A 12,711-nucleotide genomic window follows, 5' to 3' on the forward strand; every position below is an offset into this window, starting at 1 on the left:
CTACGTGAAGAACACCCCCACTGGGGTATAAGTCTGGGCACGTGTTGGCCCATCTAAGTAGGCCACGACCTGCGGTTATATACGTGGAGGGGTGGGCCAAGAGCGTGGCCCGGGCGTCGGCCCCCTCGTTGGCCCACCTGTTGGCCCCTACTCACTTCGCTCTCACTCGGGGCTCAGAGCACCGTAGCGAGCCCGGCCGAGAACAACGAGCAGACGAAGAACGGTCCGGGGTGGTGCCGACCATGGGAACGGTCGTCACCACCCCGGACACAGGGCACTACCGGTCAGGTCGCGATGGCCTGCCAGTGGCGCACCAGCCGGGCCAGCTCAGCGAACTCCCCCGCCCCTCCACCTCCGGGCCCCGGAGGTGGAGAGGACACGGGCGCTGGCTCGTGAGCGACAGCCAGGAGATCGACATGGCCCGTCCCGCTGGGCACCCTGGGGTGCGTACGAAGAACACGCTCCTCCTCTCGGGCGAGGTAGGGGCGCACCCCGCGCACCCCCTCGTCGTCCACGCACCACCCGCGCCGCCCCGCGTACGGCATCCGTGGACGGGGGACCGCCACCGGCCCCCTGCTGCCACCGCTCCGGGACCGGGCCTTCGAAGAACTCCCCGGTTTCTCCCCCGGGCGCTGCCCCGAGGCGCGGGCGCCTTCCTCCTGTGGACGCCTGGCCGGCAAGGGCCGACGAACCTCGCGCACGGGCGGGGTGCTTCGTTCCGCTGGGGTGCAGAACACGGCGGCCAGCACCACTCCGAGCACCCACCGCACGTGTTCGCCCCATCCCTGGCGGCGTTTGCGGTGCCTCCCGCTAGACTTCTCCACGATCTCCTCCTGGTACGTCAGGTGGGAATCACGCCCCGGGCCGGTGTTCGCAGCACTGGACCGGGGCACCCCTTTTCTCTTCTGACCAGCCCCGAGGCGGGGCTGGCCCTTCTCCTCGTGCGGTTCGGGGTAAGTGTCAATGGCCCCGAAGTCGCGCGCCCCCGGAACTGCGCTTCTCACCCAAAAATCCACACAAATAGACACAAAGACCCCAAACCCATCAGGGATGGGCGCCTGCCCTGGTCAGGGCTGGTCGATGGTCGCTTGGGTGGGCGAGAACCTTCAACCCCTTCCGCTCAGAACAGTCACCAGCCTCGGAAACGAGGGGGAAGCGGGGGTCACGGGTAAGCGGCAGGGAAGCCGATGAGTGAAAACATCCCGATCTGCGAGACGAGGGCTCCGCCCAGCGAACCAGGCGAAGCCGTTGACGTTGCCGATGGCCGCGAAGAGGGGTGCCTTTTCTTGAAGTCGATGACCGGCTTACGCACTGCTCGCTGCGCGTGGCTGGAAGGGAACCGACTCCGATCTGCCGAGCACCTCGATCACGTGGTCGAGGTGCTCTCGTGGGAAGAACAGGTGCGTGTCCCGGGTTCGTGCCGGTCCGCCGTAGATGTCCGGCACAACGGGGCGCACGCAGAGCCAGGAGGCCGCTCTTCCCCACTCGTTCATGGCGATGCTGAGTTCCCGGTCCGCTCCAAGGAGGGTGATCAGGTGATCGGCGGGGGCAGGTGGCAGCTTCAGCCAGACGCGGTCGGAGTAGAAGTCGCTCCAGCGCGGGTCCCCCGGAGGCATCCCCGGCCCCGAGTCCTGGAGGGATTCACCGAAGTTCTGGCAACTGGCCTTGGTGTTCAGCCCGAGGGACCACAGGCGCAGGATCAGCGGAACGAGTTCACGGTCGATCGGAACTCGGACCCCGCTGGGTGCCTGGAGCAACCGGGTCTCGTGGGTCTGCAAGGGGACGCTCATGGTGGTTCCCGAAGGTGTCGTGGTCCTGCATGACGGAGATCACCCAGAGCTGGACGGCAACGATGTGGTGGCGTTGCAGGCCCACGTATGGGTTCGGCTGGATCAGCAACGTGGGTGCACCGCGCAAGGCCCGCTCCGCGGCCCAGTCGTAGTCCGGCGGCGCGAAGTCGTCGTCGATCCAGGCAACGGGCGCGTTCTTAAGCCAGTCGGCCACTGGGTCGCGTTTCCAGAGATAGCCGTGCGGATGCGGGGTCGAGATGTCGGGCGTGCCCAGGTCGATGTGCGGAATCTGGGGCATGCCCACGTGTGGCGCGATCAGGGCGTTCGCCTCGGTTCCCCAGCTCGTCGCCCACAGCGGCCGGACCAGGCCCATGGAGTGCAAGGCGTTGACCGTCACGCCGTGGTGCGGGTTGAGCCAGACCGGCACGTCTCGGTGGCCTTTGAAGTCGACTCGGTGCGGGCGGTACTCCGGTGGTACGGAACCGCTCGGGCCGGGGAACGGGTTGAGGACTCCGTCGACGTCGATCAGTAGATACGGGGGGTTGCCTGCCATGGGGTCGTCCTCCGAGGCTCAGATATCGAGAAGCCGTGCCGCGTCGTGGGTGTGGCGCCGGACCACGTTCGTGTAGGCGGGATCGGCCGTGACGTCATTGATCCAAACCAGGGCCTGGGCGAGGAACCACTCCAGGACCCACACCCGGTGCCAGCCCAGCGCCCAGTCCTGCGGCTTCAGGCCGCCGCGGCGTGTGAGCGCGCTGGCGCTGCCTCCGGCCTCGACGTAGGACTCCAGGAACGCTCGGGTCCGGTCGGGGTCGGGCGTCTGGACGGTTCCGTGCCAGGAGGCGAGGTCGAGAAGGCCCGGTCCGCAGAAGGCGCGGGCGAGGTCGTAGAGGCGGACACGGCCGTCGCGCACGTGCAGGCTCTCGGGGTGGAACTCCGAGTGGACCCATCCATAGGGTGCGGTCGTCGCGCCCTCGGCTCGCTGGGCGGCCGCGCGGTCGATGTCGCGTAGCGCCTCCCTGATGTCATCGGCATCGGACCACCGGCCCTGGGCGTTGAGCAGTTCCAGGGTGCGCATCGCCCTCTGTGGGAGGGATGCCAGCCATGTGCTGTCAGCGGGGGGAAGGTGGGGTGGAACCGCCGCGGAGTGGAGCTGGACCGCCGCGCTGAGGCCGTCGGCGTCCGTGGCCTCCCGGTCGGGTTCGCCCAGGTCCTCCATCAGCATCGCCAGGGTGGTTCCCGAGCGCAGGGACTCGACCAGGCGGGGGACGCTGACGCCCGCTTGCCAGGCGGCGGTCAGGGCCTCGTGCTCGTGGGTGAAGGGTTCGGTGGCGCACTTGAAGATGACGGTGGTCCCGTCCGCCAGGGCCAGGCGCTCCACGTGTGAGAGCTCCCAGCTGTGCAGTGGTTTCGCCTCGACGAGGTTGGCGCTCATTCCAGCCGAGGCGAGTAGTTCACCGCGCATCCGGTCGATGTCGGTGTGGTGCACGTGTGGCTCCTTGCGTCGGGTCGGGGCCCTCCGCCGAGGGACGGAGAGCCCCTGGAAATCGGGGTGGTCAGGAGTGCTTGCCGTAGGAGTGGACCGTGGTGAGCCAGGTGTCGCGGAAGGTGTCCAGCTCGTTCCGGAAGCGCTTCATGTCGGTGCCGTAGGGCGCCACGACTCCACCCCGCCGGTCGGGGGCGGACTGGCAGCCGTGCACCAGGCGTCCGCCCAGGGCGGCGTGGGCCTTGACGCCCTCGATGCGCCGGTACTCGTTGAACCAGGCGCCGTGGAAGACCTCGTCCAGCAGCTCAGTCGTGGGCTCGTCCAGGTCGTAGATGACCTGGGCCGTGTCCGCGAAGAACCAGGTGGGGCCGACGATACTGATGTGGCCGTCGTCCTCGACCTTGTTCAGGGCGGTGAAGGTGGAGACTTCCGCGAGCATCCGCAGGTGGTCCGCGGTGACCCCGTCGATGCCCAGCGAGGCCAGGTGCTCCTCGCGGAAGAGGTGGCTGTAGACCTGCCAGGCGATGTGCAGGACCTCGGCCGGATCGTGGGTGGTGCGGGAGTTCTGGGCGATGTAGTCCAGGGCGATCTGTTCGATGGCCGACTCGGAGGTCTCGTCGATGGGGAGGAGTTCAGCGGTGACCTTGTCCCAGTCGATCACTCGCCAGGTGTCGGACTCCAGTCGGAAGAAGTACTCCTCGGGGTTGATGGTGATCGTGTTGTCCTCGACCGACATCCCGGTGATGCGGTTCCATCGGGGGTCGAAGCGGTGGCCGGGAATGCTCAGGCTCGTCGGGGCCAGCATGACGGACATGGAGTGGGTCCTTTCTCAGGGTTCTCTGACGAAGGGGTGATGGGGTCGAGCGGTGTGCGGGCGGCGAGATTGCCTGTACGCACTGCCTTGTGGGCACCCGTGTGCCGCGACCATGACCGGACAACAGCCGGAGTCAGGGAGTGCTATCCGGAGCTACAAGAAGGGGGCACCGTGCTGAGACGCGTGCCGTTGTCGGTTATCTGGACGGCGTCAAGGTCTCGGCCAGGGCGGAATCGACGTCCTTGCGGAGGAAGCGGCGGTGTCCGCCCGGGGTCCGGAAGGCGGAGATCCTGCCCTGGTCCGCCCAGCGGGTCACGGTCGTGGCGCTCACCCGGAAGAGCGCGGCGACCTCGACCGGGGTCAGGGTCTGCGTGGGTTTCTGCGGTACGCGGGTGGCTGAACCCGACCTACGTCTGGTCAAGGGATTCCTCTCACTGTTTGAACGGGACGCGGCCCGTGGCCAGGTCGAGCTGTCGTTGAAGGTCGAGTACCGACCGGTGCAGTTGCTCCGGTTGGGCGGCCGACAGGGGTCGCACGTGTTCTGGTCCTCGGTAGAAGGCCCAGTAGGCTCGGCTCCCAGGCCCCCAGAACACGAGCCAGCGGCCCACGTGTGCCCGTTGGAGTCGCCGAGCGACGGCGTATTGCGTGTCGTCGTCGGCACGGGTCCAGCCCATCGCCTGTTCCCCCTCACCGCAGCGCCGTGCGTGAGATGACGGCCCACACGGTGAGCGGTGCTCCCTGGACGCCCAGGAACCCCCAGCGCCGACTCAGCCGATCCACCAGCGCGAGTCCGCGCCCGTGTTCCAGACCGGGGTCGACCGGGCGCACACGGGGGACGGTGGGAGCCTCACCGTGCCGAGGGCCGGCGTCCGCGACGGCGAGCCGGATGACGTTGGTGTCGAGGTAGGCGAGCGTGACCGTGAAGTGGCCCTCCTGGCCCGAGGCCGAATGTTCCAGGGCATTGGTCACCAGTTCGGAAAGCAGCAGCTCAAGTGCATCGGCTTCCTCCTGGGGAAGGCCCGTGACCGTCCGCGCCCAGCGGCGGGCCGCACGGACCTGCGAAGGTGTGTGCCCGAATCTCGCCGCGTGACGACGGTCGGCCGTTCCCAGCTTGGGCATCGAGGAGTAGCCGGGCACGCGGCGCGGCAGTATCGGTGATGCACCGTCACCCGTCCGGCCGCTCCGCTTCGGTCCGTCCATCGCCTTCACTTGTGATGCGGTCATCATCCGCGCCTCGATCATCTGAGCCGTAGGGTCGTTCCCTTCTTGCCTGCACCTCCGATCGAACCCTGAAGGCGATGACAAGTCACCGGGTGCGAAGACATGGTTTTTATGCCGCTGACACCGCTCCTGAACTGCTGTTTTGCTGCTGGATCAAGCATTCTTATGTCGAACTGGGCGTGTGCCGCGATACCCCGGTTGCGGCCTGCACCGATTCGGGCAATCTGGAGAGTGACGCCCGAGGAGAGCCGCATGAAGTGGACGAAAGCCCAGCTCCGGAAACTGCGCGATCGGATGCGCGAGCAGGGTCGAATGAACGATGAGATCGCCGATGAGATTCGCATCCGTTCCGGTTGCTCGCCTCTGGCGGCCTATCGCCACATGCACGGATGGAGCCAGGCCGAGGCGACCGAACGGTACCGCGGTTCCGCCACTGGGCTGCCGCTGGATCAGGCCGGGCTCAGTCGCCTGGAACTCTGGCCCGAGGTAGGTGGGCGAGCGCCACAGGCGACACAGGTCGTCGCTTTGGCAACGCTGTACGGGACCTCTCCCCGAAGGCTGCTGACCCCTGAAGGGTTCGACGGGCTGAGTGAGCACGAGCGGAATGTCCTCAAAAGGGTCGGAAACCAGCTCTGTCCTGCCGAGATATCGCAAACGAACACGGAACAGGAATATCCCCCCGTCAGCAGTGGGATCAGATCGCTACCTCCAGAAAGGCAGATCGACATGGCCGCGAAACGTGCGATGAGATTCGGAGCGATGGCGGAAGGGACGAACGTGGGAGTGGAGACCATCCAGGAACTCTTCGAAGAGGTGTCCAGGCTCGCGAAGGCCTACCCCCGCGCTGCCCTCCACGAGGTCCTGGGGGACCTGATCGAGGCCCAGGATGTGGCGTTCATGCTTTTGGAGGGACGGCAGCGCCCCAACCAGACCAGAGACCTGTACCTGCTGAGCGGCCTCCTCAGCATGATGCTGGCCAAGGCGAGCCATGACCTCGGTGACCCGCACGCCGCGATGAAGCAGGCCAGGACCGCGTTCATCTGCGCGGACAACGCCGACCACAACGGGCTGCGCGTCCGGGTGCGTGCCCAGCAGAGCCTGATGGCCTACTGGGCGGGATGGCCCACCGAGGCCGCCCGGTACGCGGAGCTCGCGCGTGATCTGGCGACCGAGCACACCGGTACTGCCGCCATCTGGCTCATGTCCCAGAGCGCCCGCACCTGGGCATCGCTCGGCAGTGGAGAGCGTGCGCTCAACGACCTCCGGGAGGCCACGGCCCTGCGCGAGAGGCTGCACACCGACGACCTGGACGAACTCGGTGGCCTGATGCGCTTCGCGCACTGCCGTCAGCTCTACTACGGGGCGGAGACGCAGATCTGGATCCCCGGACGCGAGGCACAGGCCCAGCAGGTCGCGCAGGAAGCCGTGAACCTCTACGAAACCGCAGCCGCCGAGGGGTCCGACGACTGGGCCTACCAGGACGAGGCCGGGGCCCGCGCCGACCTCGGCTACGCCCGAGCATCCCTCGGAGAGGCCGAAGGTGCCACGCAAGCCCTCAGGCCGGTCCTGGACCTGCCCGCCACCAAGCGGGTCGCCGGCGTGGTGAACAGCGTCATGCGCGTACACAGCGCCCTGCGCGGTTCCGAGTACGCGGGAAGCAAGGCGGTCGCCCGGCTCCGTCAGGAGATTGAGGCGTACAGCCAGACTCCCGCTTCGGCGCTGACCTCGGGCCGCTAACCTTCCGGACATGCACCCAGTCGAACTCTCCAGTGCCAGGCTCGCCCTTCGGGAGTTGCGCACCACCGACGTCGACGACCTGGCCCAGGTCTACGGCGACCCGGAGGCTGTCAGGCATCTGTCGTTCACGCCGCGTACGAGGGAGCAGTGCGCCGCCATCGTCAAGGCCGCAATCGCCGACGCCGAGCAGGGGAACCGGGGCGTCTACATGCTTGCTGTCGCTCGAGAGGACCGGCTTGTGGGCAGCGCTCGCCTGGCCGTGGACGAGCGCCCCCACAGCGCACAGGTCGGATTCGCTCTCCGGCCCGACCTGTGGGGGCAGGGATTCGGCTGTGAACTCGTCGAGCTCCTTCTCCGGCTCGGTTTCGACGAACTGGGGCTCAAGCGGATATGGGGTGCTCGATCCCCGGAGAACCAGGCGTCCGAGAGCGTCATGCTCAGGGCTGGAATGGTGGAGGAGGGACGGATCCGTCGGCACCTGTGGACCCGAGATGCCTGGCGCGACTCCATCGTGCACTCGATCCTGGACGACGAGTGGAAGCCGGGCTCACCGGACGAGAAGCCATAGGTTCGATCCCGGAGTCCGAGTCACCCGCCAGGCGGCCGGAAAGAATTCCAGAGCACACCAGAGCCTCCATCACCACCGGTGCGGGACATCTCTGTCCGAGAGACAGTCAGGACGTCTTCCCCTCCCCCTTCAACGCCCGGAGATCCTGATGATGGGTTCCTCGCATGCCGCGACCGGTGTGCTCACAGGCGCGGCCGTCGGTGTGCTGTGCAGTTCCGATCCCATGGACGTGCTGTTGTGCGCCGCGGTCGGAGCGGGTGCCGCGCTGCTTCCCGACCTGGACGAACCGGGCAGCACCGTGGGTCGGTCGCTGGGTCTGGTGACGGAGAAGGCGTCAGAGAAGCTGCGGGAGGTCTCGCGGCGCGTGTACCAGCGCACGGCCACGGAAGTGGAGCTGGCTGCGGCCAAAGACGGTGGTCACCGGTACCTGACGCACACCATCCCCGCGTGTGCGGCCTTCGGCCTGGTGGCGTTGGTGGCGGCGATCGCGCCGCTGGGCACCGGGCTGGTGGTGTTCGCGATGGCCGCGCTGGGGTTGGGGACGGTAGCCCGGTCCTTGAAGAAGTGGGGGCCGCTGAGGAAGCGAAGAATCGCGGCATCGGTGATAGCGGTCGTCATTGCGACTGGTGCGATGTTCGCCGAGGGTGGCGGACCTGCGCCGTGGTTGATCGGGGTGACGGTCTCCGTCGGCGCGTTGACACACGTTCTGGGTGACTGGCTGACCCGCTCGGGGGTTCCGTTGGCCTGGCCGTTCGTGGTGCGCGGCAAGCGGTGGTGGATGTTCAGGTCGCCGGTGGCGTTCCACACGGGCAAGAGCTGGGTCGAGGACGGAATCCGGTGGGCGTCGTTGGCGGGCCTGCCGTTGATGCTGGTCCTGAGCTCGCCTCCACCGACGGTGGGATGAGGGAACACACCGAGTCCCGCTCTTGTGGCGGCCTGTTGTGGCCAACGGCTGCGGAATGTCATCGGCCGGTGGTACTCAGTTGACGTTCCTTCCTCACCCCTCAGAGCTCGGAGGCGACGTGACCGCGCGCAACTTCAAAGGGCAGTTCTCCTCGTGGCCGTCAACAGCGTTCTTCATCTTCTGCGGCGTGCTGCTGCTGGCGATGCTCGCCGACTGACCAGAAGGCCACGTGGCCACAGGAGGGCTACCGGTTCAGAGTGGATCGAGGTCTTCACCGGAGAGGCCCGCCATGCCGGTCCCCGCTCAATCATTGGCTGAGCGCAGCGCCAACGAGTGACGGGAGGCGATCCCGGCACCCACCACGACCTCCATCACAACCGGCACAAGACAGCGCCGACCAAGTCCACCGGCAGGAGCGAAACACCACGCAGGCCCGGACTGGCCCGTCACAGAAGCGCTATGGAATGATGTGGGACATGTTCATCGACAGAAAGGCCCATGCCGCGTAGACGGCCGGGACGCCTGCGCGCAGAGAACCACCCCCGAGCGCGCAGAGGACAAAGAAAAGCACCAGCGATCAACGGCCTGTCGTCCAAGACGATGGCCGAGATCCGACGAGCCGAACACCGTCACCCGCAGTTGTGGCCAGGGATCATCAACGAGGCGCTCCCCAGATGGGAGGAGTACGCCCGCGACCCCAGGCGCCCCCCATGGAACGACCACCTCTATCCTCGCTCGTGGTACTGCTGCTGGGAGTGCTGCGGCAGCCCGCTGATGGCCAAGGATTTCCTTGACATGCTGGTCCACGCCATGCGGGGCAGTTCAGCGCGTGAGATACGTGTCCGTCTCAGACACCTGGACGAACTCCACGGCCTCCCGTTCCCATGACGCACGGGGCCCAGGGAGCCCGGCGCTCCTTGGGCCCCGTCTGAATATCGCCAAGGCCAAGGGGATCTGCGCAGATCATTGGCCGGGCACTCCGAAACCACGACTGAGCAGCCGTCGTGCCGTCATGCCCCCACCCTTGATGACTCGCCTACTGGTCATCTGAGCGACCACCATGAAGTGCTCACCGTCGGCCACACAGCGAGAACCTCGTGAGGTGCCATCGGACGCCGCCAACGGGCCGTGTGTGCTCCGATTATGCTCCGCAGTTCGGTACTGGCACGGCACCGGTCGGCATCTCTTGACACGAAACGACAGCGGTGATCGGATGGATTGAGACGAAACGTCACTCTGTGGCACGTAGAGGCACGATGTCACCGGACTTCTAATCCGATGGCCGCAGGTTCGAATCCTGCCGGGTGCGCCATAAAACCCCAGGTCAGACGGGGTGCGCGAGTCGAACAGGCGAGGCGCGGAGCCCGGCTGGGGCCCTGAAATGCTCCGCGTGTGCTCCCCAGTGCAAGGTCCAGTACATCAGGGCGAGGACCTCACGGAGCATTTTGCCATCCCGTGACCCTGCGGGCCCGTACCCGGGGCGCCCCGCGTTCGCCCACCAACGGCCCGCAGCCGCCGCGCCACAGGCGATCCCGGCCCTGCCCGCCCGGTCGGCACGACAGCCGCCCACGAATACGACAACAACGCCACAGGCCCGCTGCCCGGCGCGCCCATGTCACGATCCGCTGGGTCACGGACCATGCCCTCGACCAGCCGGGACTAGCGCGTCGCGCCATCGACCGCTCGAAGCCGATACCGGCGGGGGGGGAGCCCTCACTCGGGCGAGCAGATCTTCGACCCGCTCTTCCAATCCCACACCGCTCATGTCCGAACACCACGGCTTTCCGGTCCCCCTGTCCGACCCAAGGCCGGGATGTCGGTTATGGAGCCTAGAGTCCCCTATCACCTGCACAACTCACACCCCCGGAAACCTCCGTGAACCGCCGCACCCCACCCCGCCCGGCCAACATCGAAGAGCTGTATCTCGAGCTGCGCCCCTGGCGCAGGGAGACCGTACGCCTCCACCCCCGCCCCGGCCGACCCTCCAGCCATGACAGCTCTGTCGGAGGACCGCTCCTGTGGCCCCAGCACGAGCCCTGGCCCGTCTGCGACGGCGAGCACTACGACCGCGATACCCAGGAACCCTACGACGGAGAAGTCACACTCGTCCCCGTCGTCCAGCTCCACCGAACCCACGCACCCGACGCCCCCCTTCCCCTCAGGGCACGACCTCCTCCAGGTGCTGCGGTGCCCCTACGACCACGGCGAACTGCTCCGCCCCCTACCCCGGGTGTACTGGCGCGACTCACGCGACGTACACCAGGTCGGACCCACCCCCCACCGCACGCCGACGCATCGGCGAAGTACATCCCCGACCCCTGCGCGGTCCATCCCGAACAGGTGAGCGAATACCCCCGCGCGGATCTCCCACCGGACCTGTACGACCTCCTGAGCGAGCGCTTCGACCGGACGGAGCAGGAAACCGGCTGGAGCTACGAAGACCACCTCTCCGCCGCGCCCGGCATCAAGATCGGCGGATATCCAGGCTGGACCCAGGACCCGGTGTGGCCGGAGTACGGCCGGTGCGAGCAGACCATGGACCACCTCCCCACCGTCTCCAGCTGGGAGTACGACGGGGCCTCGTGACGCACCTGGCTCCCTATGGAGGACCGGCCAAGCGCCGGAGAGGAGCCATCGCACTGCGAGCGGGCCCGAACGGCACAGAACCCCGCCGGGCTCATGCTGGGAGACGCCGGCGGAATCTACGTCTTCGAGTACCGGTCCTGCCCCGACCGCCCCACCGACCACTGGTTCGACTGCCCCTAAACCCGTCATCCCCGCCCCGGACACCCCCGCCGCACTGTCATGCGGTCCCCCCAGGAGGACGCCGCAGGACAATACCGGCATGATCGATGCGATCGTTACCACCGGCTGGGAGGCCATTCCGGGCCCCGCGGACTACTATCGCCCGGCCGCGGCGCGCGAGGACCTGCTCGGCCTCGCCCATGCCTGCGGCCGCACAGACGCCGCGTCGGCGGCCTCCCTCCCGGCGGAAGGAGGAATCGTCCATGACCACAGCGGCACGGTCCTGCCCGCCGCGGTCCAGGCGGCACCGATCCTGCTCGGGATCGCGGACCAGGGCTGTGACGCGGCCCGGGCGGCTGCGCTGGAACTTCTCGAGGATGCGTTGTGCTTCCGTCCCTGGCGAGGGTCGGCTCGCACACAGAGGGCGGTTCGTCTGTGCTGCGCGATCGCCGCTCACATCCACACCCGAGGTCCTGCCCTGGCCGGGCTCGGTGCCCGAAGCCGTTCCCTGCTCGCCACCGCACGGGAGCACTGGCGGGTGGACATCGAGGAGACCTGTGTCGAAGGCCCGACACCCTGGTGTTCGGCACCGTGCCCGGACCCCTTCCGGAGCTCACTCAAGAGGTGGAGCTCCATGCGGATGGCGAGGTAGTCCGCATGGGCACCATGGCCGTGGAGCATCCGGCGACCGGCAGGCAGGCTCAGGTGTGTGTTCGTCTGGCCGGATCGGACCACGTTACTCCGGGACTCCTTGAATAGTCGCTGCCGACAATACTCGCCAGGCGGTTGATTCGCCAAAAATGTGCAAATCAGGCAACGAACCACGGAACCCAACTGGAGAATCAAACAACCATTCGAAATCTTAGAACCTGACACTACGGACCGGTTTGAGAATACGAGAATTCAAGAGAAAAGCAAATGCAGAACCAAATAGCTTAAAAAGACTGCCATCCATATCACCAAAAAGGCGACAAGGTTCAAGTGTACAACTTTTCCACTCGCAGCCTCTTCGGATTTACCCCCGGATTTCTGGTCAAGTTTGATATTTATCATGCGAGCTGCACGATCAGCACTCGGACTTCCAAAAATTGCGGAGATCAGCGAACCTTCGAATGCCGCAGGCTTGACGACCCCCGCATCGCCCTTCAGTTCAATAATGAGCATCCCACCAGAGGGCCTGGCGACAGCAACTTGTTTCATGGGCACCGAAGACTTGGTGAGATAATTACGTATGATCAGAGAATCTTCGCTGATTTCAATGTTTCTCCAGTAGCCGATCTTGATACTCAACCACATCGACAGGCCCACTACAGCAGTAATGAAGAGTGAAATATGGACTTTGTAATCGCTGGACATCGACCACAGGGCGAACAGGCTCCAGATCGCAGCAGCGAGTACGGAAGTTAGAATTTGCATTCCTGTGTTTCTGATAATCATATCTCACCA

Annotated in this window: 13 protein-coding genes and 1 tRNA gene; 7 read left to right on the plus strand and 7 right to left on the minus strand. The window is 66.4% G+C overall.

All coding sequences use genetic code 11. The annotated features are described in order from the left end of the window. Positions 1–1,304 precede the first annotated feature (1,304 nt). From DFP74_RS02910 to DFP74_RS02940, 6 genes are all read right to left on the minus strand, one after another. Positions 1,305–1,790: a hypothetical protein gene (locus DFP74_RS02910; RefSeq protein ID WP_147453812.1), complete on the minus strand. Its 486-nt coding sequence runs from the start codon at positions 1,788–1,790 to the stop codon at positions 1,305–1,307. Beyond that, the gene (locus tag DFP74_RS02915) at positions 1,714–2,343 is read right to left on the minus strand and encodes an HAD domain-containing protein (RefSeq protein WP_158612959.1); all 630 of its coding nucleotides are present in this window, start codon (positions 2,341–2,343) and stop codon (positions 1,714–1,716) included. Before DFP74_RS02915 ends, DFP74_RS02910 begins: the two co-directional genes overlap by 77 nt. Positions 2,344–2,361: 18 nt before the next feature. Then, complete coding sequence (locus DFP74_RS02920) at positions 2,362–3,279, minus strand: hypothetical protein (protein WP_199725460.1); 918 nt, start codon at positions 3,277–3,279, stop codon at positions 2,362–2,364. 67 nt (positions 3,280–3,346) lie between these two features. Further along, positions 3,347–4,090 (minus strand): hypothetical protein, encoded by a 744-nt coding sequence (locus DFP74_RS02925; RefSeq protein ID WP_121180280.1) that lies wholly within the window; start codon positions 4,088–4,090, stop codon positions 3,347–3,349. 196 nt (positions 4,091–4,286) lie between these two features. Then, positions 4,287–4,511: a BldC family transcriptional regulator gene (locus DFP74_RS02930; RefSeq protein WP_121180281.1), complete on the minus strand. Its 225-nt coding sequence runs from the start codon at positions 4,509–4,511 to the stop codon at positions 4,287–4,289. A 266-nt stretch (positions 4,512–4,777) separates the two neighbouring features. Beyond that, positions 4,778–5,227, minus strand: coding sequence for an ATP-binding protein (locus DFP74_RS02940; RefSeq protein WP_233570777.1), 450 nt, complete (start codon positions 5,225–5,227; stop codon positions 4,778–4,780). An 843-nt stretch (positions 5,228–6,070) separates the two neighbouring features. Here DFP74_RS02940 and DFP74_RS02945 point away from each other — a divergent pair. The 7 genes from DFP74_RS02945 to DFP74_RS02975 all read left to right on the plus strand — a co-directional run bounded on the left by DFP74_RS02945 (position 6,071) and on the right by DFP74_RS02975 (position 11,917). Further along, the gene (locus DFP74_RS02945) at positions 6,071–7,048 is read left to right on the plus strand and encodes a hypothetical protein (RefSeq protein ID WP_233570778.1); all 978 of its coding nucleotides are present in this window, start codon (positions 6,071–6,073) and stop codon (positions 7,046–7,048) included. A 10-nt stretch (positions 7,049–7,058) separates the two neighbouring features. Then, positions 7,059–7,616 (plus strand): GNAT family N-acetyltransferase, encoded by a 558-nt coding sequence (locus DFP74_RS02950; RefSeq protein WP_121180283.1) that lies wholly within the window; start codon positions 7,059–7,061, stop codon positions 7,614–7,616. Positions 7,617–7,764: 148 nt separating this feature from the next. Next, entirely contained in the window at positions 7,765–8,520 is a 756-nt protein-coding gene (locus tag DFP74_RS02955; protein WP_121180284.1) for a metal-dependent hydrolase, read from the plus strand. Between the two features lie 79 nt (positions 8,521–8,599). Further along, the gene (locus DFP74_RS33430; RefSeq protein WP_158612960.1) at positions 8,600–8,737 is read left to right on the plus strand and encodes a hypothetical protein; all 138 of its coding nucleotides are present in this window, start codon (positions 8,600–8,602) and stop codon (positions 8,735–8,737) included. Between the two features lie 1,024 nt (positions 8,738–9,761). Continuing rightward, positions 9,762–9,832, plus strand: a tRNA-Arg gene (locus DFP74_RS02965). 1,028 nt (positions 9,833–10,860) lie between these two features. Next, entirely contained in the window at positions 10,861–11,106 is a 246-nt protein-coding gene (locus DFP74_RS33755; RefSeq protein WP_199725462.1) for a hypothetical protein, read from the plus strand. Positions 11,107–11,365: 259 nt separating this feature from the next. Then, a complete protein-coding gene (locus DFP74_RS02975) occupies positions 11,366–11,917 on the plus strand; it encodes a hypothetical protein (protein ID WP_121180286.1) in 552 nt (183 codons plus the stop codon). A 251-nt stretch (positions 11,918–12,168) separates the two neighbouring features. Here the strand turns inward: DFP74_RS02975 and DFP74_RS33245 are convergent, their stop codons facing one another. Next, complete coding sequence (locus DFP74_RS33245) at positions 12,169–12,702, minus strand: hypothetical protein (RefSeq protein ID WP_147453814.1); 534 nt, start codon at positions 12,700–12,702, stop codon at positions 12,169–12,171. Positions 12,703–12,711: the final 9 nt, after the last annotated feature.

Origin of the sequence: Nocardiopsis sp. Huas11 (assembly GCF_003634495.1) — a bacterium.
In the GTDB taxonomy this organism is placed as follows: Bacteria; Actinomycetota; Actinomycetes; order Streptosporangiales; family Streptosporangiaceae; genus Nocardiopsis.